The sequence below is a fragment of the Mucilaginibacter segetis genome (assembly GCF_016522075.1).
Taxonomy (GTDB): domain Bacteria; phylum Bacteroidota; class Bacteroidia; order Sphingobacteriales; family Sphingobacteriaceae; genus Mucilaginibacter; species Mucilaginibacter segetis.
This window is the reverse complement of record NZ_JAEHFW010000001.1, coordinates 1,964,327-1,986,151: the sequence shown is the minus strand read 5'-3', so window position 1 is coordinate 1,986,151 and position 21,825 is coordinate 1,964,327. Positions and strand designations below refer to the sequence as shown.

Here is a 21,825-nt window from a genome sequence, read left to right as displayed (position 1 = left end):
AGAAGATTTTCCACAAAGAAAAATAATGGCTGAAGAAACAGAGAACGATAATCCGCACAACGAAGACAGAATAATTTCTATAAATATTGATGAGGAAATGAGAGCCGCTTACATTGATTATTCAATGTCGGTAATTGTTTCCAGAGCATTGCCTGATGTACGTGATGGTTTAAAACCGGTACACCGGCGTGTACTATTTGGCATGCTTGATCTTGGACTGAGCAATAACAAGCCCTATAAAAAATCGGCCCGTATTGTGGGTGAGGTTTTAGGTAAATACCATCCGCATGGCGATAAGTCAGTATATGATGCCATGGTACGTATGGCGCAGGACTGGAGCCTGCGGTATCCATTTGTTGAAGGTCAGGGTAATTACGGTTCAATTGATGGTGACGAACCTGCAGCAATGCGTTACACCGAAGCAAGACTTCAAAAAATTGCTGAAGAGATGCTGGCAGATATCAATAAGGACACTATTGATTATCAGTTAAATTTTGATGATTCGATAGAAGAACCAACTGTATTACCCGCGAAATTCCCTAACCTGTTAGTTAATGGAGCATCAGGTATAGCTGTAGGTATGGCCACTAATATGGCACCTCATAATCTTACGGAGATAATTAATGCAACAGTTGCATTAATTGACAACCGACAAATAGAGGTAGGGGAGTTGATGACCCACGTAAAAGGTCCGGATTTTCCAACAGGCGGTATAATTTATGGCTTTGAAGGCCCGCGTGAGGCGCTTGAAACAGGTAGAGGACGTATAGTTATACGTGCCCGTGCCGAAATTGAAACATATAATAACGATCGCGAGCGCATTATAGTAACTGAGGTTCCTTACCAGGTAAATAAGGCATTAATGATTGAGCGCACAGCTGAATTGGTTAATGAAAAGAAAATTGAAGGTATCACCGCCATCCGTGATGAGTCTAACCGTCAGGGTATTCGTGTGGTATATGAAATAAAACGTGATGCCAACGCAGCCATCGTTTTAAATAACTTATATAAATACACTGCGCTGCAAACTTCTTTTAGTGTAAATAATATTGCGCTTGTTCATGGCCGGCCAATGTTGCTTAACTTAAAAGATTTGATACATCATTTTGTTGAGCACAGGCACGAAGTAGTTATACGACGTACAAAATATGAATTAGCAGAAGCCGAAAAACGTGCACATATCCTGGAAGGTTTACTTATTGCTTTAGACCACCTTGATGAGGTGATCAAATTGATACGGGCATCTTCAACACCGGATGAAGCACGAGAAGGTTTGATAGGGCAGTTTGGTTTGAGCGATATACAGGCCCGAGCTATTCTGGATATGACGCTAAGACGCTTAACAGGCCTGGAGCGTGACAAAATTAAAGATGAATATGCAGCCTTAATGCAACAGATAGAGTATTTAAGATCTATTTTGGCTGACGAAGGGTTACGTATGCAGATCATCAAAGATGAACTGTTAGAGATAAAAGAAAAATATGGTGATGAGCGTAAAACCGAAATGGTGCATTCATCAGCAGAAATGCAAACCGAAGACTTTATAGAAGATGAGGATGTTGTGATTACCATATCACGCGAAGGATATATTAAACGTACTCCGCTTACCGAATATCGCAGACAGAGTAGGGGTGGTAAAGGTTCAATAGGTAGTAACAGCCGTGATGCTGATTTTATTGAACATTTAGTTATTGCCTCGAATCATAATTACATGTTGTTCTTTACAGAATCGGGACAATGTTTCTGGCTGAGAGTATTTGAGATACCTGAAGGTACACGTACTTCAAAAGGTCGCGCTATACAAAACATCATTAATATACCGAAAGAAGAAAATATCAAGGCTTATATTAAACTGATAAACCTTAAGGATAAGGAATACCTGGAGAATAACTTTATTATTATGTGTACCAAAAAAGGAACCATAAAGAAAACTTCTCTTGAAGCATATTCTCGTCCGCGAGCGAATGGTATAAACGCTATTAATATAAATGAGGGTGATTCTTTACTTGCAGCTAATTTAACCAGCGGAAGCAGCGAAATTGTTATGGCGCTGCAATCAGGGAGAGCTATTCGCTTTAATGAATCAACTGTTAGGCCAATGGGTCGTACCGCGACAGGGGTAAGAGGTATAACATTAGATAATGAAAACGATGAGGTTGTAGGAATGATCAGTATTGATGATCAGGAAACAACAGTACTTGTTGTATCAGAAAAAGGTTATGGTAAACGTACAGATATTGATGACTACCGAGTAACTAACCGTGGCGGTAAAGGTGTAAAAACACTCAACATAACTGAAAAAACCGGAAAACTAGTTGCCATTAAAGGTGTTACTGATAGGGAAGACCTGATGATAATAAATAAATCAGGTATCATTATTCGTATTGCCATAAGTGAATTACGTGTTATGGGTCGGGCAACTCAGGGTGTTAAATTGATCACACTGAAAAACAATGATGAGATTGCATCTGTTGCTAAAATTGAGCATGACGAAGAGGAAGAAACAGACGAAATAATTATTGATGGTGAAACCGGCGAAACGGGAGAACAGCCTGAAGCCGACGATAAAACAGAATAATTGATGCAAAACCGTAAGATCGGGTTATTGATTTTAGCGTTGTTTACTACATCCATCGCTTTTGGGCAATCAGAAGCTTTAAAGAGTGTAGTAAACAACCTTGCTTTTTATAAAAAAAACAATGACCTGAAATATCTAAGCAAAGCCAAAAAATCAGCCGATAGTTTAATAGTTACCCATTCAGACTCTACTGATATGGAGAAAAATATCTATCGCTTAATTGTTAATTCAAGCATACTATACACCGATTCCTTAAATCAGCTTAAACAGCCTGATGATTTTCTGGATAAAACAGCAAAGTTACTTGATGAATTATCTGAAAGGAAAAAAGCGTTCAATTATCAGCCTGAATTGGATTATTCTCGCCGTAGTTTAACAAACGTTTACATACGCCAAGGCTTTAAGTATACTAACAGCGGCGAATTTAAAAAAGCAGTGGAAGCATTTCAAAGTGCAAAAAAATATTCACCCTCCTTTAAACCAGTTAATGTTTATATTGCTTACGCCAATAATAAACTGGGTAACCTTGAGGATGCAGCGAAATATTATTCAAACCTGATAAATACCGACAGTACAAAAACAGAGTACTTTGAAACAGCTTCAAATATTTATAAATCATTAGGTGATACAGCAAAAGCACTTCAAATAATAAAAAAGGGCAGAAGTATTGTTCCAGGTAATAAACAGTTACTACAGGACGAAGCTAATATTTACAACAACAAAAGAGATTATAAATCGTTAGAAAAACTGATTGTACCATTATTGGATAATAATCCTAATAATGCCGGAGTTTCTTTTGTAGCTGCTAACTGTTATGACCATTTGGGACAGTATGATAAGGCGGAATCATTATATTTAAGAGCTATAGAGTTAGATGGGTCAGCTTATGAGCCTGTATTTAATTTAGGTTTATTATATTTTAAATTAAGTACAATTAAAAAGAAGGATGCTGATAAATATTTAACAAGCGCAATTTTGTGGCTTGAAAAAGCAAGTGAAATGACACCAAATGAAAAAAACTGCTTAGAGTTATTGCAATTAGCGTATGCCAAGAGCGGCAATACCAACCAATTGGAACGAATAAATGATAAAATTGATAATTTAACTCACTAATCAATAGGGTTTTATTTTATTTATTATTAATAATTTACTTTTATATTACATATTACGTTACCATAATATTACACACTATAATCAAACTATAAACAAATAATTATTCAAATGAAAATCAAAATTTTGATGGTTGGTCTTTTAGGCCTTATAACGGCAACTACTTTTGCACAAAAAAAGGAGTTGAGCACCGCGCAAGCAGAATATGATAAATATCTGGCATTTAAGGATGCTCAAAAAGCTTTAGCAGTACCAAGCCTTGAAAAAGCTAAAGAGGCTATTGATAAAGCAGCAGCAAATGATAAAACTGCTCAATTAGCACAAACATATGCCTTAAAAGGTGCTGTTTATTCAGCTTATGCCGAAAATGATACTATTGCAAATACATCGGCACAATACTTTAATACAGCACAGGAGGCTCTTAAAAAAGCTAAAGAATTAGATGAAAAGGGGGAATACAAGGGTGTTGTAGATAATGCTTACCGTGCACTTGCAAATAATAAGATCAAAGAAGGTGTAGCACAATATAAAGCAGGAAATTATGATGGTGCTTATAAAGCATTTGATTTTTACCGTTCAGTTGCACCTAATGATACCACGGCTTTACTATACACCGGGTTATCAGCGTATAATGCTGGCAACTATGCCGCCGCAATAGATAATTATAAAAACTTGGTGAATACTGATTATTCTGACCGTGAAACTATTTATGATGAAATGTCATCAGCATATTTATTTAACAAAGATACTACCGGAGCGTTAAATGCGATAACTCAAGGTTTGACTAAATTTCCTTCAAGCAGCAAATTAAGAAAAAAAGAAATTGAAATTAGTTTACAAAGTGGTAAACAAAAAGAGGTGCTTAATAAAATTTTAAGTGCTATAAATAATGATCCGCAAAACAAGTCTCTTTATTATTATGCTGGTTTAGTGTATTCACAAACAGCAGATGATGCAGTGAAACAATTAAAGGATGCAAAGACTCCTGCTGACAAAACAAAATTAGACCAAATAAAGACGGAGAATTTTGCAAAAGCAGCTGAAATGTACAAAAAAGCACTAGCAATAGATCCGGACTATTTTGAGGCTAATTTAAATATGGGTTATGTGGTAATTGCACCCGCTATCGAGATTTATAACGCAGCGGTAAAATTACCAGCTAATAAACAAAAGGAGTACGAAGCTGCAATTGCAAAAGCTAATGTACAGTTTGATTTGGCAAAGCCATATTTATTAAAAGCTGTTGAATTAAATCCAAAATCAATTGATGCTTTAACTAATTTAATGACCTATTACAGTGGTAAACAAGATTCTGCAAATGTTGCTAAAATTAAAAAGCAAATAGACGAACTTAACCAAAAATAGGAGCTATAGAGTAATAAAACCCACAACAATGTGGGTTTTATTATGTATTATAACTTAACATAATGTTAATTATGAGAATTTATAAATAGATATAAGTTGTCAAGTTTATACCATAATTGTACAAATAATATTTTCAAGGCTTATAGATACTTATACTTGTTTATCATATTAACAAATCATATAATACGATGGAATTACAATTGAAAAATAAAACAGCATTGGTCACAGGATCAACTGCAGGAATTGGATATGCCATAGCACGCGCATTGGCAATTGAAAATACAAATGTTTATATAAATGGCCGAACAGATGCCCGTGTAAATGAAGCTGTTGGGAATCTAAAAGCAGAAACTGGAAATCAAAATATATATGGATTATCTGCTGACTTTAGCAAAGTTGATGACATTAACCATTTAATAGATCAACTACCGGAAATAGATATATTGGTTAATAATGTTGGGATTTTTGAACCAAAGGAATTTGCCAACATCACCGATGATGATTGGCTCAGGTTTTTTGAGGTAAATGTATTGAGCGGTGTCCGGTTATCAAGAGCTTATTTTGATAGAATGAGAGCGAAAAATTGGGGACGTATAATTTTTATTTCCAGCGAGTCGGCTTACCAGATACCCGCTGAAATGATCCATTACGGGATGACCAAAACCGCGCAGATAGCTGTCGCCCGTGGACTTGCAGAACTGACAGTTGGCAGTGAAGTTACTGTAAACACTGTTTTACCAGGTCCTACATTTTCCGAAGGCGTGGGTGATTTTATTAAATCACTTGCGGCGGATAATAATAAAACAATAGATGAGATGGAAACGGACTTTTTTAATGATATGAGAGGTACATCTATAATTAAAAGATTTATAGATCCTGCGGAGATAGCAAATATGGTAACTTATTTATGCAGTCCGTTATCTTCTGCAACTAACGGCGCCACCTTAAGAGTTGATGGCGGTGTAATTAAAACTGCTTTTTAAAATAAACACCCCGGCTATAAATGCCGGGGTGTTATCAATTTAGTTATTACTTAAGGTACTCGTTGAGTTGTGTCACTTTTAACGGTATCATTAGTCATAGTATCGGTCATCATTGCCGAGCTATCAGTTGTTGACATGGTCGCCGTAGAATCAGTCATGGTGGTATCTGAACTACCTGTACTTTTTTCAGAGCTGCAACCCGTAAATATTGTACCAATAATTGCCGTAGCCAATGCAAAACTTAAAATGTGCTTTTTCATAGGTGTGTGATTTTTAAAGTGATTTTTTATGATTAACTAACTATAAACTAACTATTTATTTTATAAGATGTTTTATGAAATTTCTATAAATGATATTTTATTCATTCTTGGTTAAATAAAATTATTTCAATACGTTTTATAAACGGTTTTATTAAGAGTTTTTTTCGGATATTTAACGATGATGGTTGTATCAGCAAACATGTTAAAGTGGGCTATGCGCCTCTACCCTCCCCTTTTGTTTCAGCGGATCTGGGTTATCCGTTTTAAAAAAGATTTTACTGGTACAACAGTGAAGATCAAAAAAAGTATATTAAATAAAAATTATAACGGATCAATTTTTGGCGGAACTATTTTTGCCGCGGTAGATCCCTTTTATCCGGTATTATTTCACCAGATATTTAACGCAGGTAAAAAGAGGAAATTAAAAATATGGTCAAAATCTGCTCGGATAAATTTTTTAAAACCGGCATTATCTGATCTTTTTTTTGACATAATTATCACTGAGATGGACATTGCATATGCTGATAAAGCGTTAAAAACAATGGGTAAGTATGAAAACACATTTCAAATTGAGGTATATAATGATCAGGGAGATATTTGTGCCTCTTTATTAAACGAGGTTTATTTACGCGATATGGATTTTACAGAAAAATCAATTAATTGATGACTATTTTTATAAATGACGATGCTTTCTTGAAAAAGGGCTTTATCATATCAACGGATAAAAGCCTGCTTGATTTTAATGCTATATATAATTATTTGGATAATCAATCATACTGGGCTAAAGGCATCCCCGAAGAAAAATTGAGAACTGCGATTTTAAATTCTATGTGTTTTGGTGTTTATAAAAATACTGAACAGGTGGGCTTTGCAAGAGTTGTGAGCGACCAGGCAACGTTCGGTTATTTGTGCGATGTTTTTATTTTACCCCCTTATCGTGGAATTGGCTTGTCAAAATGGTTAATGCAAACTATTTTAGCACATCCACACTTACAGGGGCTTCGGAGGTGGTCGTTAGCAACTGCTGATGCACATAATTTATATGCACAGTTTGGGTTTACGCAGATCAATAATCCTGACAGGTGGATGCAGATATTTACACCCTATATTTCGAAATAAAGGACAGTATAATGAATTTAAAGAGACAGATTTTCGAAGGCGAGGGCGTATCACTCGATTTTAAAAAAACGATTACCAGTTGCGAAAAGATTGCCAAAACCATGGTTTCGTTTGCCAATAACGTTGGGGGCAGATTATTAATTGGTGTAGCTGATGATGGAAGTATAAAGGGGGTGAAATCTGAAGATGAAGAAAGGTTTATGATAACTAAAGCGGCTCATTTTTTTACAAGGCCAGCCCTTGAGCCAAAATTTGAAGAGATTTATTATGATGATAAACTGGTGTTGGTGGTAGATATACCTGAAAGTGAAGATAAGCCACATTATGCACTTGCCGAAGATGGTAAATGGTGGGTATATATCCGTATTAAAGACAAGAGTGTATTAGCCAGTAAAATTGTAGTAGAAGTTTTAAAGCAATCGAATAGTAAGGATGGCGTTTTGATAGAATATTCTTCCAAAGAAAAAGCCCTTTTGGAGCATCTGGATAAAAGTGAACGTATTACCGTTAAGCAGTTTTGCGATTTGCTGAATATTGGTCGCCGTCGTGCACAGCGCATATTAGTTAATCTGGTATTAACTGGAGTAATAAGAGTACATACAACTGAAAAGGAAGAGTTTTACACAGCTTCTTAATTTCACCGCCAATATAGGCTATAATCATTACTTTTGCCTCCCCGCAAAATTATGAAAGCCGTTTATAATAAATATCATTTTTACTATAAGGATAGTTTAAAGCTGGCCATACCTGTGGTTATTTCACAATTGGGTCATACCCTTGTGCAAACTTCAGATTCTGTTATCATTGGTCATTTTGCCGGAACAACAGACCTTGCAGCCGTATCGTTAGTTAACAGCATATTTTTAATTCCGCTGGTAATTGGCTTGGGGGTAAGTTATGGCATCACACCTTTAATAGCACAGAATAACGGGCGTAATAACTTTTCAGAATGCGGACGATTACTTTCCAATAGTTTGTTTATTAATCTTGTTTGCGGTGTAGTGCTGTTTGCGGCATTATATTTCGGGGTGCTATTTTTTATAGACAGTTTGCATCAGTCGCCATTGGTGGTCCAACAAGCGAAGCCTTATATGTTTTTGCTGAGCCTTTCTCTTATACCTCTGCTGGTATTTAACACATTTAAGCAATTTGCTGAGGGTTTAGGATTTACTAAACAAGCAATGCAGATCTCCATATGGGGAAATGTGCTTAATATTTGCCTGGGGATAATATTTGTAAAGGGCCTGTTTGGAGTTACACCAATGGGTATACGCGGAGTTGGCTATAGCACCTTAATAGACCGGTGCGTAATGGCAATTGTAATGGCTGTTTATGTTTTCCGTTCACCCATATTTAAAACGTATTTGAAAGATTTTTCGGTAAAAAATATAGACCGTTTACGTGGGCTACAACTTTTAAAGATTGGTGCGCCGGTGGCAATGCAATACACCTTTGAGGTGAGCGCCTTTGGTGGTGCCGCTATTTTGATAGGTACCATTGGCATGGTTGAACAAGCCGCCCACCAGGTAGCAATTAGTTTGGCCGCTATTACTTACATGATGGCAAGCGGTATATCTACCGCTGCTGCAATACGTTCAGGTAACTATTTCGGTAACAGTGATCATAAAAAGTTACGATTATCCGCTATCTCCAATTATCATATTGTTATTGTTTTTATGTGTTTTACGGCTATTATTTTCACGCTGTTTAATCATTGGTTGCCATATATTTATACTTCAGATAAAAATGTTATAAGCATTGCAAAACAGTTACTTATAGTAGCTGCACTATTTCAATTATTTGATGGAACACAGGTTGTAGGACTTGGTGTGTTACGTGGCATGGGCGATGTAAATATTCCCACGCTTATCACCTTTATCTCTTATTGGGTAATTGGGTTACCCATTGGTTATATATTGGGTATACACACAGGGCTGGGTGTTGCTGGTGTATGGTACGGATTAGTTTGCGGGTTAATGTCCGCGTCAGTTTTATTGTTTATTCGGTTTCAGTTGATCAGCAAAAGAAACCATCTTCAGATTATTGCCGATTAAAAGAAAATGTCATTCGCTGTTCGATATGTATTACAGTGTGCGTCAACAATGTCTTTAATATTGGGGCTATATCCACCACCCATACTTACTTGAACAGGTATGTTTCTTGATTTACATTGCTCAAATACAAACCTGTCTCTGGCTTCGCATCCACTTTTTGTTAAGGCAAGTTTTCCTAATTTATCTGTAGCCAAAACATCTACCCCGGCAAGATAGAATATAAAATCCGGCTGATGTTGGTCTATTATTTCCGGTAAATTATCTCTTAAGAGTAAAAGGTATTCCTCGTCTCCAACTCCATTATCTAAAGGAATATCCTTGTCTGATTTTTCTTTATGAAATGGGAAATTCTTATCGCCATGCATGGAAAAAGTGAATACCCTGGATTCATTACTAAATATTTCCGCGGTGCCATTACCCTGATGTACATCTAAATCAATTATTAAAATAGATGTAGATAATTCATTAGTTAATAAATAATTAGCAGCTATTGCCTGATCGTTCAGTAAACAAAACCCCTCACCCCAGTTACTCCCTGCGTGGTGAGTTCCTCCGGCAACATTAAAAGCTATGCCATATTCAAAAGCGTAATGGCAACCGTCAATTGTGCCTCGAGCAATACGTATCTCGCGTTCTACCAAGCGAGATGATAAAGGAAAGCCTGTTCTGCGTTGGTCTTTTGGAGAAAGTGTAAGGTTACGCAATTGTTCCCAATAGCTTTTTTGATGTGTGAGTAAGATAATGTCTTCATCTAAAAGACCGGGAGAATAAATACTGTCGTTTCCTATTATGCCTTCATGTAATAATTGGGCGGATATTAATTCATATTTAACCATCGGAAAACGGTGTCCTGCTGGTAAGGAGTGTACATAAATATCATCGAAAGCAATTTTAAGCATTTTAAAGTCCTCAGAAGCAAAATTTACCGGCTGCAATACTCAGTGCTGTTGCTGCGTCAAAAACCTGTTTAAATGAATTGTAAAGCGGTACAGGGCTCATTCGGATCACGTCAGGTTCCCTCCAATCGCCAATCACGCCATTTTCTGCTAAAAAGTTAAATATTGCTTTTGCATTAGTTTTACATATCACGGATAATTGGCATCCGCGCGCGGCATAATCTTTTGGTGTTATTATTTTAAATAACTCTGAGCCTTTTTGTGCGTTTATTTTCTCGATAAGAAATTCAAGATATCCGGTAAGTTGTTCGCTTTTTGCTCGCATAACAGGAAGGCCGCCGGCTTTTTCAAATAAATCAAGTGCTGCCTTGTGTAAGGCCATCAGCAATATGGGACTGGTGCTCACATTCCAGCCCTGTGCACCTGCTTCAGGCTCAAAGCCCGGAGCCATAAGAAAGCGCTTATCGTGTCTATAACCCCACCATCCCGCAAAGCGGTCGAGTTTATCATCGTTAAAATGCTTTTCGTGAACAAATATTCCGCTGATACCTCCCGGCCCTGAATTCATATACTTGTAAGAGCACCAGCAGGCAAAGTCAACACCCCAAGTATGCAGTTGCATAGGTACGTTTCCGGCAGCATGTGCCAGATCAAATCCTGCGTAAGCCCCTGCTTCATGGGCGGCTCTGGTTATAGCAGCAATGTCGAAAAACTGACCCGTATAATAATTTATTCCGCTAAATAGCACCAAGGCCAGTTCATCGCCATTTTTAGCTATGGCCTGAATTATATCTTCAGTTCTTAATGTTGCTTCTCCCGGGCGTGGTGCTACTTCAATAACCGCGTCCGCCGGGTCTAACCCATGAAATTTAACCTGGCTTTCAACTGCATACTGGTCAGAGGGAAAAGCACCGGCTTCCATAATAATTTTAAATCTATTATTGTTTGGTTTATAAAAACTTACCATCAATAAATGAAGATTTACTGTAAGTGAATTCATTACACTTACTTCGGTGTTTTTAGCTCCTACAATAGCGGCAAGCGGTCCGGTCAACTGTTCATGATAGTTTAGCCATGAAGTTTTACCAACAAACCAACTCTCTACAGCATTATCTTCCCAAGCATTCAATTGATCCTGCAAATATTGCTTCGCAACTTTAGGTTGTAGTCCTAATGAGTTACCACATAAATAGATAATATCCTTACCATTATGTTGTGGTGTTAAGAACTCTTCACTGAATTTATTTAATGTATCCTGTTCATCAAGCGCTAAGGCGAATTCTTGTGTATTTTGATAATCCATCAGCCAATATTACAAAAAAGGCGGATCAAATGTCCGCCGTTAATTATAAATCTATTTTTCCATGTTTACCTTCATCATATTCCCGGCCTGTTACCGCCGCCTTTAGTAAATTAAAAAGTACCACCATGCTACTGGAATTACTATCCCAATATTCAGCATCCGTAGGCGTAACTTTTAGTAAAGTAAGCTTTGGATCATCCAGTCCTTTAGGGAAAAATGCTTTTACAAAAGGGTTCCATAGTTGCTTCATCTTTTCTTTATCATCTACTATTTCTGCCTCAGCTACAATACTTAAATAGGAATTGTTACTGATATCTGAATACGTTAAAGAGACTGTATTCTCAACAGATATCTCACTTACCTTAGGGGAATATTCATTAGTAAAGAACCAAATATTACCAGCATCGTCAACATCGGCGGTTCCCATAGGTCTGCTGTTAAACCCCTTTTCTGAACTGTAGGTGGTTAACATCGCAGTTTTTACTTCGTTTATTTCGTCCTTTAAATATTTAAGGCTTTCTGTTTTTGACCAGTTATTCATTTTTATTCTATTTGTTGTTGAATAAATAACCGTATTGATCCTTATTTGTTGGGCTTACTTACGTAAATATTTCCTTTTACATAAAAGCGATATGGCAAAAGAGCATCTTCGCCTGCATAGGCTACGCCGATTCTCGGAGCAGCTATAACTTCTTTATTTGTAAAAGTAAGCCCTCTGTCTTCTACCCAAACAGTATCGCTTTGCAGGCTAATGCCATTGATATTACGTGATATCCCTAGAGCTTTAGCCACTGAACCGGGGCCTCGGGTGATATTGGGCTTAATAGTTTCCATGTTGCGTCTTGTCAGGATAGTTTCTATCCCGTCTGTCGGTTCAATGGCGCGAATAAGTATGGCATGAGGCTGCCCTGCAACTGAAGTTACAATATTGAACATCTCATGAATACCATAACAAAGATAAACATAAGCTATTCCGCCCTGTTCAAACATAGTACGTGTACGTGATGTTAATCGGTTTCCGAACGAGTGAGATGCTCTGTCAATAATTCCATTATAGGCTTCTGTTTCAACTATATAACCACCAGTAACTTCATTATTTATTGAGGTAAAAAGATACTTGCCAATAAGATCGCGACTCAAAGCTACTACATCGGAACTATGATAATATTTGTCAGGCAGTTTCATGTTCCGATAGTATACTATTAAGAATATTGTTTATTTCATTTGCGCGGTCAAATACCATAATATGGGTTCCCCCTTTTATTGTAGCGGTTGGGTTTTTAATATGCTGAATGGGGAATACACGATCACAGTCCCCTGCAATATGGTACAAATTGGAGATAGTTTTGTCGTTTTGCCGATAAAGTGCGGCACGCATGGCCCATTTTAAAAATACCGGAGAAGAATTTTTGAGCATATCCTTGAACAGGTCTGCGTCTTCTGTTTTCATGTCTCCAAAAAGCGGTTTTACCATAAAACCGAGGTAATTAAATAGCCTGCCCGGAATGGTTTTATAAACCGGGAGCTTGCGGAAGAAGGTAAAATAGGCCGGAGCTTCATCTGTTGATTTAATACTGGAGATAAGAATTACCTTTTTTAAGTGTATCTTCTTAGCTATTTCTACAGCTATCATACCTCCTAATGAAACGCCTATCACTATTGAGTTTTCTGTTATATTAAACTGATTGATAACTTTTTGAGAATAACTAGTTAAAGTATCAGTTTCATCAGGTACAATCCAATCAATAAAAAAAATTTCATGATCCGGCAGTTCAATATTTTTAAAAAGACGCCTGTCGGCACCCAGTCCAGATATCAAAAATATCTTACTCATGCTAAACTGATCAAATTTATGATGTCTGCAAGATATTTGGCATCAGTTTCGTCGAATTGGTTAATATATGCACTATCTACGTCCAAAACTCCAATTATATTATCATTTATGATTAAAGGCACAACTATTTCTGATTTAGAGAGGGAGCTGCAAGCGATATGGCCAGGAAATTGATCTACATCAGGCACTATTAAAGTTTCACCCTGCTCCCAGGCGATACCACAAACTCCTTTTCCCTTTCCAATACGGGTGCAGGCAACCGGTCCCTGGAACGGACCTAAAATTAACTGGTCATTTTTAACCATATAAAAGCCCACCCAAAACCAATTGAACTGCTCTTTTAAAGCTGCGCTTATATTAGCCAGATTAGCGATCAGATCATCTTCCCCATCAATCAGAGCAGCTATTTGTGGTATAATTGATTCATATTGCTCCAGCTTACTTGCTGAGGTTATTATTTGTAAATCTTCTGCCATATAACAAATGTAATAACGCATAATTAAAACTAAATAAGACGAATATCATATTTAATAATTTATTTAGCAGTAAATGATAGTTAGCTTTACTGTAGTGCGTTATCGGAGGGCGTTTATTCCTTTAGCTTTATTAGCCATGGCAGTCCATTGGCTGCCAATGTGGTTACAACATGGATGTTCTTTTTGGAAGCTGCTGGGCAGTGGGCGTAACGGAACATTTGATCTGCAGCCCGACTGGCAACAATGGGGTTTATTAGCCGTATGGGATAGGCGTGAGGATTACGACAGGTTTAGAGAAAGGTCATTTATAAAAAAATGGTGGTCTATATTATGCTCTGAGGAATTTACTATGCTTTGTGTGCCAATGCAAAGCCACGGCTATTGGGACGGAAAGCAACCTTTTGGGACACCGAATAAGCACTATGTTAGTGGCCCCGTGGCAGTACTCACCCGTGCTACTATCCGGATAAACAAATTGAAGAACTTTTGGTCGCATGTTGACGATGTTGCGGGTTTGATGTCTACCTCACCTGGTTATGTAACCTCTTTTGGTGTTGGTGAAGCTCCAATATATCGCCAAGCTACATTTTCTGTATGGGAGAGTATGGAATATATGAAGGCTTTTGCTTATGGCAGCAAACAACACGCGGAAGTGATAAAAAAAACACACAGTGAAAACTGGTATAGCGAAGAACTCTTCGCACGATTTATGATAATTGAAAGTAACGGAACGATAAATGGAAAAGACCCTTTAATCGGGTTGATAAAATAATATAAAAATGAGAATTATTGCAGAGCTACCTCACCCGGATTTTAAAATCTCTATTTTAAATATGAACCAAAAGTTTATTATAAAAATAGAGAAGGGAGCCTTAGAGCAAAGTTATAAAATACCGGAGATGGACTTGACAGATGGAGTTAACAGCGTTTTTGAATTGCTTGATGAAATTTTTTTAAAGACAGTATCTCTCAGATTTACAGAAATGATGAAGGATTTCAAAGACGCTTATTATAGATACAATTATTAATCAAATAACTTATTTCAACTATTTGAAAATTAGTTTATTATCATATAAAGTAGTTTCCACAGAATTATATTTGGCATAAATAGAATATATTTTAATAAAATAACTTATTTGGTGTAGTTTTAATTGATATAAAAAGTATAAGTTATTGTTAAATAATTATTTGAATATCTCTTCAAAATTTTATTTGGTGTAAAAAATTATCCGATTTAGGCCGGTAAAAGGTCACAATACCAAAATCCGGATGTTTTTTTAGTGGCATCGTTTACGCAGGGACCATTTGTATTTTCGGGTGTTTTATATTCTTTAAATACCTTCTCTCCTGTTTTATAAGGTATAGGCTTTTTAAAGATCGGCCCTTTAAAAGTGAAGGTGTGAAACTCCCCATTCTCACCACACACATCCACATCGTTAGGCAAATTACCAATTAGTTCCTCGTCCATCTCCATTCCTACAATTCCTTTAAGCCGCTCCTGTGTACAGGCTATTACAGTACCAAATCCCAAAGACAAAAATTCATGGATCAGTTCGTGGGAATTGCGTTTCCAAAGTGGGTAAATACCGGTAAGCCCAACTTCTGCCAAACGGGTATCGCGGTAATTTTTCAGATCTTCCAAAAAAATATCGCCGAAAATGGAATGCGTTATTCCTTCAGATTTGAAATGCGACAAGTGCTTATGCATTGTTTCATCGTACTCCTTCATGCCAGGCATTTCCGGTAGCCTTATTTGGTAGAGAGGGATACCGATACCTGCAGCTTGTTGTATCAATAATTCCGTGCGCACCCCGTGCATGGATATTCTGTCCGCCGCATCGTTAACTGTAGTAACCAGGTATTGTATATCAATATCCGGATCCTTCAAACAATGGTATAATGCCAGCGCGCTGTCTTTACCTCCGCTCCAATTAAATATACATTTTTTACTGCTCATTTATTTATTATTTGCTTTAATGTAATTCATGGTTTGCGCTATCCAATTGGAAGCAGGATCAAGATTTACATCCGTTGGAAAGCCGGAATCTTCGTACTTTACATAGTTTCCATAATCGTACATATTGGTTATATACACCATATATTCACTACCGGGGATAAATTCGCGTGTCCCATCATTATTACCATATGCTAATGTGCCATTAGTGGTTTCCCCTAGCATAATTACATTATCCGATTTTCTGAGTCTTATGCTAAACTGCTCGGCGTAACTGAATGTGCGGTTATTGATAAGCACATAGATTTTGTTTCCGGATTGTGCATAATCCTGTAATAATTTCATGAATTGAGCTGCTGCTTTGTAACCACCCCCGCCGTTGTTGCGTAAATCCACTATCAACATTTTAGATGTTATGGAATCTTTGACACGATCAAAAAAGGCTGCAGTTACTTCAAGGTCGTCTTCATCAGACGAAAAGCTACCAAGCCTCAAATACTGTATTTTATCAGACAACGTCTTGAATTGATAACGTGGCACATCAGATGCGATATTTACGTAATCGGGTTTCCCTGTTCTTTTCTTCCAATGCGTTTCAGTCAAGGAGCCATGCATAAATTTGTCGTTTCTCAATAAGCCAAAGTATTGGTATTCCTGGCTCCCAAAATACGCCCTGAAATGGTTTAATTTAAATTCCTTCAGAACAAGCACTATATGACCGGGTTCCCAATAAGGTAATTTACTCTCGAGCACTACTCCTACTAGACTATCCCGCTTTGCTGTGCGAAACAGCCCCATTTTTATTTTATCGTTATGGAAATAGTAAATACCCTCTACGCTATCCATGTTTTTACGGGCAAGGGTATTCTCTAATAATGCCAGGTTGGTATCTGCCTTCGGTAAATTTTTAAAAGCTTCAGAGGCTTTATACTGCTTTACGAAAGCCGGATCACTAAATTTTTCGAGGTTGGTTATACGTGGCATTTCCGAAAAGAACAAATGATTATCTTTTAGTGGAATAAACAATTTTGATAATGTAAAAAATTCATCCCAATGGTTTAAGGGACGTTCCTGCTTCAGTTGGTTTACAAGATCCTGATAACGCTGTATCTCCTCACCTTTTATCTGTGCTTTATATGACGGCAGCTTTTTTATAATAGCAAAAAGCGTATCAATGGTAGAAGTATAACTTTTGTTGGGTTGGGCGCTTAAACCTAATGCGGTAAAACATAAAAGGATGGTTATACTTAGGTTTTTCATGGTTTTAAGTTTTTAGAAATCTAGTCTATACCCATTAATTCATCAATTAACATTGGCACACCTATACTCGCTTTATAAGGCATTTCTACTATACCACTACCTGCGGAAACCGGTATATTAGGATCAATGATATAACGGGTAACGTATTGCGGTACATAGTTAACAAGTCCCGCGGCCGGATAAACTGCTAATGATGTTCCCACTAATATAAATATTTCGGCTTCGGTACACAATTGCGCGGCATTTTCAATCATGGGAACAGCCTCACCAAACCAAACCACATGAGCCCGTAATTGTGAACCTAACTCACATAATTCTCCCATTTTTAATTCCCAACCATTCACAGGATAAGTAAGATCAGGGTTAATGCTCGACTGTGATCGTGTGATAATGCCGTGCAAGTGTACTACGTTAGTTGAACCCGCTCTTTCATGCAGGTCATCGATGTTTTGGGTGATGATGGTTACATCGTATTTGTTTTCTAATTGTGCAAGTGCCAAATGCGCGGCATTGGGCTTTGCCTCCAATACTGACTTACGGCGCATATTATAAAACTCCTGCACCAACGCAGGATTGCGTTCCCAAGCTTGTGGGGTGGCTACCTCCTCGATATCATACCCTTCCCACAGGCCGTCACTGTCCCGGAAAGTTTTCAGCCCACTCTCGGCACTAATACCCGCACCGGTTAACACAATTACTTTTTTCATGATCTGTATTTACAAAAAAAGCGATTATGCCGCAGCAAAATCGCTTTTTATATGATTTAAATCAACTTTATAAAGCCAGTTGCTTTTTGTCTTTAAGTATAGTGTATTTATTTTTTGCAAATTCAAAACCACCAAATAATAAAGTGCCGAATAAAAGATCGCCTAATACCATGTTGCTTTCAAACGGTATAGCATTAAATAACGATTGTCCATAACCAGCTAATGTGTGCGGATATAATGTGCCGTATAACCATGGTAGGTCCATAACCAGCCAGTGCACCGCTACTGACGCTAATGAAGCTACTGCCAGATTGGTAACATTTACCTTTTTAATGAAAGTGCCAATAAGCACCATTAAAGCAAAACATGCATACACCCATACCGAACCGCTATAATAAATAACCCATTTAGAGGTATAAAGATAATTTATAAATATATCGCTAACAAATAAGGCCAGTAGAGGCACCAGATATGCTTTCCATTTATCGGTAAAATATGCACCACCAAAAAGAGCAATAGCGCCTACAGGTGTAAAGTTGCTTAACAAAGGATATTTGTAACTTACTAACCGCATAGCAGCTGCGGATATTATCATTAATATAAGAACTATGTTGCGGATGTTTGATTTCTGTAATGACATAGAAGTAGTATAAGTTACAAATTTATTGATATTATGCTATAATATAAAATGCTATTTGAACTGATAATTTGCACCCAACATAAAATTAATTCCCCTGGTGTTATATCCTAACCAGTCGGTATATTTCTGATCAAGCACATTATTCAGATCTCCAAAAAAGTTTAGGTTTGCTGTCGCTTTTAACTGAACGTGCAGGTCTACTAAATGGTAATGTTTTAAGGTTACAATTGATGCCGGATAGGTAGCGAAGTTTTGTTCTGCTCTGTTACCGGTATACTTATAATTTATCCCCGCCAATAAATCGGCAGTTAGCTGGTAATTTACGTTAGCGCCGAATGTAGTCTTAGGTCTGCGATAGAGATTATTGGTTTTTACACTTTTTTCATCTGTTTGCTGACCTGTTACATAAGCATACCAGGCAGATGCTGATAATTTTTCGGCATTGTATTTTAGTTCTGCCTCCAAACCTTTGTCTTTTTGTGAGTTGCCGTTTTTGTAAAACGACGCATATGGAGATACTGATTGCGAATAAAAATAGATAACATCCTGCGTGTTACGTTTATAAAATACAGTATTGAATGTAAACGTATTTTTAACTATCTCCCAATCAAATCCTGCTTCGTAAGAGTGTGTGTATTCAGGTTTGAGTTTACTGTTACCATATTGTGAGGATAGTTGGTATATTGATGGTGCCTTGAACGCAGACGCGATAGTTCCGAATATTTTAAACTGATCCGCAAGTAAAATAGAAGGATTTATGGTATAGGTAAACTTATCGCCAAATTGACTATGGTGATTATATCTGCCGCCTAACTCCATGTGAAATATTTCAGATTTAAAGAAAAGTGATGTATAAACGCTGGCTATGTTATTATTGGCCGTATCTTTATCTATAATACTTGGGCCGGGGTTGTAACCCGTTTGCTCATATAAACTGTATTGACTGGTGTTACTGTATTTATAACCGGCACCACTGGTAATATCAAAATATTTACCTAAACCCTGGTTTAAAACCAATTCAGCATTTGTTATACGACCAATATTTTTCGTTACCTGATGGGTTTCATCATTATCAGGTGGCAGGTTTTTGAAATTATAATGAACGGTATTTTGAGTTACCTTAAAGTTTAACAAACCTTTAGGTAAGTGAATCTTAGCACCAATCCCTCCAAATAAAAAAGTGTTATTGTAATTGTAATTTATGTCGTCAGTAAATGCGTCGAATGGCAAATCACCGGTATTATGGCTTATTTGAAAATTTCCGTTCAAGGATACCTTTGAAGATAAATATTGATCAATATTTACGCTTGCGGATTGCTGATGGAAGCCATCCTTATTAAAACTTCCGTTACCTGTAGTATCAGTTGCAGCTGCAAACCCTCTTGAATCCGTATTAGATAAATTAATAGCTATACCCGTATTTTTGACTTTGCCGTTTAGACCGGCTGATTCACCGAAGGTAGCATAACTGCCTCCAGTTGCCTGCACATTTCCTATTAGATTTCCTTTCGAATGCTTAGTAATAATGTTTATCACCCCTGCAACTGCATCCGAACCATAAAGAGTGGAGCCACTTCCTTTTAATATCTCAATTCTTTCTATCTGATCAAGCGGGAAAGCATTCAGGTCATAACTTCCATCAATAGAACCCGCATTGTTAGCCGGGAAACCATCAATTAATATTAGTGTATTACCTGTAGATGCTCCTCTTAAATATAATGAGGTAGCTATGCCCGGAGCATTTTGTGCACCCGAAAAAGTAATACCGGGGATAGTATTTAATAATTGAGGTAATGATTTGCCTTGCGAACGACTAATCTGTTCTTGTGATATTACAGTTACTACCCTGCCAATATCACTTAATTTTTTGGGCGATCGTGATGCTGTTACCACAACATCGTTAAGTGTTTTTACAGTATCCTGAGCTTGTATTGTAAAATGTATTAAGCAACCTGCTACACTCGTGGCTAAAAATTTAAAGTAGTTTTTTTTCATCGTTGTGGTCTGTGTTCGATATAGTATAAATAATAAAATGCTTAAACATTATTTTACCATAACACCGGGAAATACAAAAATGAAAACACACCGCCTTATAGAAGAGCATTCACATCCTAGCTTCAATCCCCGAAAGCTATGAATAATATAATATGCTCTGGCAGGTATTCTGACTTGCTCCCTGTTATTCCGGCCTTCCCGTTTGCGTTTGACAAACAGTGACTTTTAGAATGGATAACAGTTTTTAGAGCTTACAGCTGCGGGACAGTTACGGATTCACACCGTATTCCCTTTTAATTCTGCCGCGATAATCCGCGGTAGAAACCTAAAGCGGAGCAAATGTACTATTTGTATTGATAAACACAATGAGCCGTAAACAATAATTTTAATAAATCAAAACTCCGTGTATGCTAAGATGTTTATTTACCATATAAACACTACCATGACAACTACAAAAACATTACAGAATAGATGGAGAGGTCCCGTTCCTGAACAAGAAGTGGGGGTAAACCTATCTCAGGCAGAGAGAACCCTGTCGATTGCGGGCGGCGTAAAATTAGCCCTTTCCGGTTTTAAAGGAATTTTTAAGAACCCATTTACCAGCATTATAAAACTGGGTGCAGGTGGCTATTTATTAAACAGAGGTATTACCGGACATTGTGAATTGTATTCACAAATGGGCCGTAATTCAACCGAGCCGGTAAATGTAAATATTCGTTCATCGTTTCTTATAAATAAGCCTAGGCAACAGGTTTACGAGTTTTGGCGTAAGCTGGATAACCTCCCTTTGTTTATGAAACACCTTGAAAGCGTTGAGATTATTGATGAGACACGCTCTCACTGGACTTTAAAACTTCCGTTAGGAGTTCCCGGAGTAAGTTGGGAAGCAGAAATTGTACATGATGAACCCGGATATATGATAGGATGGAGTTCGTTACCTGATTCATTGATAGATAATGCCGGAAAAGTGCGTTTTCAGGATAGTCCGGACGGAGAAGGCACATTAATGGATGTGGTTATCTCCTACCGCCCGCCTGCGGGTGGAATTGGCGGAGGCATAGCACATGTTTTAAATCCGGTATTTAAAAATATGGTGGATAATGATATCCGCAATTTTAAACAATATATGGATATAGATGCGGGCAGTAATTCTTTAGAAGAACCTGTTTCGATAACTATAGAAGAGACTATTATAGAGCAACACCAGCAAACTAACTCCGGTGAAGGCTTTATTGCAGATCAGACCTCACAATTCTAGCAAATTTTTTTTATTAAAACTTGTATTAAAAGA

Annotated in this window: 23 protein-coding genes and 1 riboswitch; of the genes, 11 read left to right on the top strand and 12 right to left on the bottom strand. The window is 37.3% G+C overall.

What is annotated here, in order from left to right:
• Window positions 1-25: 25 nt before the first annotated feature.
• The 4 genes from gyrA to I5M19_RS09120 all read left to right on the top strand — a co-directional run bounded on the left by gyrA (window position 26) and on the right by I5M19_RS09120 (window position 6,036).
• Window positions 26-2,578: a DNA gyrase subunit A gene (gyrA, locus tag I5M19_RS09135; RefSeq protein WP_200065896.1), complete on the top strand. Its 2,553-nt coding sequence runs from the start codon at window positions 26-28 to the stop codon at window positions 2,576-2,578.
• A gap of 3 nt (window positions 2,579-2,581) precedes the next feature.
• Complete coding sequence (locus tag I5M19_RS09130; protein WP_200065895.1) at window positions 2,582-3,691, top strand: tetratricopeptide repeat protein; 1,110 nt, start codon at window positions 2,582-2,584, stop codon at window positions 3,689-3,691.
• A 108-nt stretch (window positions 3,692-3,799) separates the two neighbouring features.
• Window positions 3,800-5,053 (top strand): tetratricopeptide repeat protein, encoded by a 1,254-nt coding sequence (locus I5M19_RS09125; protein ID WP_200065894.1) that lies wholly within the window; start codon window positions 3,800-3,802, stop codon window positions 5,051-5,053.
• A gap of 188 nt (window positions 5,054-5,241) precedes the next feature.
• Window positions 5,242-6,036 carry an SDR family NAD(P)-dependent oxidoreductase gene (locus tag I5M19_RS09120; protein ID WP_200065893.1) on the top strand — a complete coding sequence of 265 codons (795 nt, stop codon included), beginning with the start codon at window positions 5,242-5,244 and terminating at the stop codon, window positions 6,034-6,036.
• Window positions 6,037-6,086: 50 nt separating this feature from the next.
• On the opposite strand, the gene I5M19_RS09115 is transcribed toward I5M19_RS09120, so the two are convergent.
• Window positions 6,087-6,296, bottom strand: a complete 210-nt coding sequence (locus tag I5M19_RS09115; protein WP_200065892.1) for a hypothetical protein — start codon at window positions 6,294-6,296, stop codon at window positions 6,087-6,089.
• Between the two features lie 178 nt (window positions 6,297-6,474).
• Here I5M19_RS09115 and I5M19_RS09110 point away from each other — a divergent pair, with 178 nt between their 5' ends.
• Genes I5M19_RS09110 through I5M19_RS09095 form a run of 4 tightly spaced genes read left to right on the top strand, consistent with a single transcriptional unit; the run spans window position 6,475 to window position 9,469 of the window.
• Entirely contained in the window at window positions 6,475-6,960 is a 486-nt protein-coding gene (locus I5M19_RS09110) for a hotdog fold domain-containing protein (protein WP_317193223.1), read from the top strand.
• Window positions 6,960-7,415: a GNAT family N-acetyltransferase gene (locus I5M19_RS09105; RefSeq protein ID WP_200065891.1), complete on the top strand. Its 456-nt coding sequence runs from the start codon at window positions 6,960-6,962 to the stop codon at window positions 7,413-7,415. The genes I5M19_RS09110 and I5M19_RS09105 overlap by 1 nt, the downstream gene beginning before the upstream one ends.
• Before the next feature lie 11 nt (window positions 7,416-7,426).
• Window positions 7,427-8,050, top strand: coding sequence for an AlbA family DNA-binding domain-containing protein (locus I5M19_RS09100; RefSeq protein WP_200065890.1), 624 nt, complete (start codon window positions 7,427-7,429; stop codon window positions 8,048-8,050).
• 51 nt (window positions 8,051-8,101) lie between these two features.
• A complete protein-coding gene (locus tag I5M19_RS09095; RefSeq protein ID WP_200065889.1) occupies window positions 8,102-9,469 on the top strand; it encodes an MATE family efflux transporter in 1,368 nt (455 codons plus the stop codon).
• Here the strand turns inward: I5M19_RS09095 and I5M19_RS09090 are convergent.
• Genes I5M19_RS09090 through I5M19_RS09065 form a run of 6 tightly spaced genes read right to left on the bottom strand, consistent with a single transcriptional unit; the run spans window position 9,466 to window position 13,978 of the window.
• Window positions 9,466-10,368, bottom strand: coding sequence for a histone deacetylase family protein (locus I5M19_RS09090; protein ID WP_200066131.1), 903 nt, complete (start codon window positions 10,366-10,368; stop codon window positions 9,466-9,468). The genes I5M19_RS09095 and I5M19_RS09090 overlap by 4 nt on opposite strands.
• A 10-nt stretch (window positions 10,369-10,378) precedes the next feature.
• Window positions 10,379-11,668 (bottom strand): kynureninase, encoded by a 1,290-nt coding sequence (kynU, locus tag I5M19_RS09085; RefSeq protein WP_200065888.1) that lies wholly within the window; start codon window positions 11,666-11,668, stop codon window positions 10,379-10,381.
• 43 nt (window positions 11,669-11,711) lie between these two features.
• On the bottom strand, window positions 11,712-12,209 hold the full coding sequence (locus tag I5M19_RS09080) for a pyridoxamine 5'-phosphate oxidase family protein (RefSeq protein ID WP_200065887.1): 498 nt from the start codon (window positions 12,207-12,209) through the stop codon (window positions 11,712-11,714).
• 41 nt (window positions 12,210-12,250) lie between these two features.
• A complete protein-coding gene (locus I5M19_RS09075; RefSeq protein ID WP_200065886.1) occupies window positions 12,251-12,853 on the bottom strand; it encodes a DNA-3-methyladenine glycosylase in 603 nt (200 codons plus the stop codon).
• Window positions 12,840-13,502: an alpha/beta hydrolase gene (locus I5M19_RS09070; protein WP_200065885.1), complete on the bottom strand. Its 663-nt coding sequence runs from the start codon at window positions 13,500-13,502 to the stop codon at window positions 12,840-12,842. The genes I5M19_RS09075 and I5M19_RS09070 overlap by 14 nt, the downstream gene beginning before the upstream one ends.
• Complete coding sequence (locus I5M19_RS09065; RefSeq protein ID WP_200065884.1) at window positions 13,499-13,978, bottom strand: GAF domain-containing protein; 480 nt, start codon at window positions 13,976-13,978, stop codon at window positions 13,499-13,501. Before I5M19_RS09065 ends, I5M19_RS09070 begins: the two co-directional genes overlap by 4 nt.
• A 136-nt stretch (window positions 13,979-14,114) precedes the next feature.
• Here I5M19_RS09065 and I5M19_RS09060 point away from each other — a divergent pair, with 136 nt between their 5' ends.
• Window positions 14,115-14,750, top strand: coding sequence for a DUF3291 domain-containing protein (locus I5M19_RS09060; protein ID WP_235985787.1), 636 nt, complete (start codon window positions 14,115-14,117; stop codon window positions 14,748-14,750).
• Between the two features lie 7 nt (window positions 14,751-14,757).
• Window positions 14,758-15,006, top strand: a complete 249-nt coding sequence (locus tag I5M19_RS09055; RefSeq protein WP_200065882.1) for a hypothetical protein — start codon at window positions 14,758-14,760, stop codon at window positions 15,004-15,006.
• Window positions 15,007-15,212: 206 nt separating this feature from the next.
• On the opposite strand, the gene I5M19_RS09050 is transcribed toward I5M19_RS09055, so the two are convergent.
• The 5 genes from I5M19_RS09050 to I5M19_RS09030 all read right to left on the bottom strand — a co-directional run bounded on the left by I5M19_RS09050 (window position 15,213) and on the right by I5M19_RS09030 (window position 20,534).
• A complete protein-coding gene (locus I5M19_RS09050; RefSeq protein WP_200065881.1) occupies window positions 15,213-15,935 on the bottom strand; it encodes a Dph6-related ATP pyrophosphatase in 723 nt (240 codons plus the stop codon).
• On the bottom strand, window positions 15,936-17,192 hold the full coding sequence (locus I5M19_RS09045; protein ID WP_200065880.1) for a S41 family peptidase: 1,257 nt from the start codon (window positions 17,190-17,192) through the stop codon (window positions 15,936-15,938).
• A 20-nt stretch (window positions 17,193-17,212) separates the two neighbouring features.
• Complete coding sequence (locus tag I5M19_RS09040) at window positions 17,213-17,899, bottom strand: SIR2 family NAD-dependent protein deacylase (protein ID WP_200065879.1); 687 nt, start codon at window positions 17,897-17,899, stop codon at window positions 17,213-17,215.
• A gap of 67 nt (window positions 17,900-17,966) precedes the next feature.
• On the bottom strand, window positions 17,967-18,539 hold the full coding sequence (locus I5M19_RS09035; protein WP_200065878.1) for a DUF6580 family putative transport protein: 573 nt from the start codon (window positions 18,537-18,539) through the stop codon (window positions 17,967-17,969).
• 51 nt (window positions 18,540-18,590) lie between these two features.
• Entirely contained in the window at window positions 18,591-20,534 is a 1,944-nt protein-coding gene (locus I5M19_RS09030; protein ID WP_200065877.1) for a TonB-dependent receptor plug domain-containing protein, read from the bottom strand.
• 142 nt (window positions 20,535-20,676) lie between these two features.
• A riboswitch (cobalamin riboswitch) is annotated at window positions 20,677-20,879 on the bottom strand.
• 97 nt (window positions 20,880-20,976) lie between these two features.
• On the opposite strand from I5M19_RS09030, the gene I5M19_RS09025 reads away from it, so the two are divergent.
• Window positions 20,977-21,792, top strand: coding sequence for an SRPBCC family protein (locus I5M19_RS09025; protein WP_200065876.1), 816 nt, complete (start codon window positions 20,977-20,979; stop codon window positions 21,790-21,792).
• Window positions 21,793-21,825: the final 33 nt, after the last annotated feature.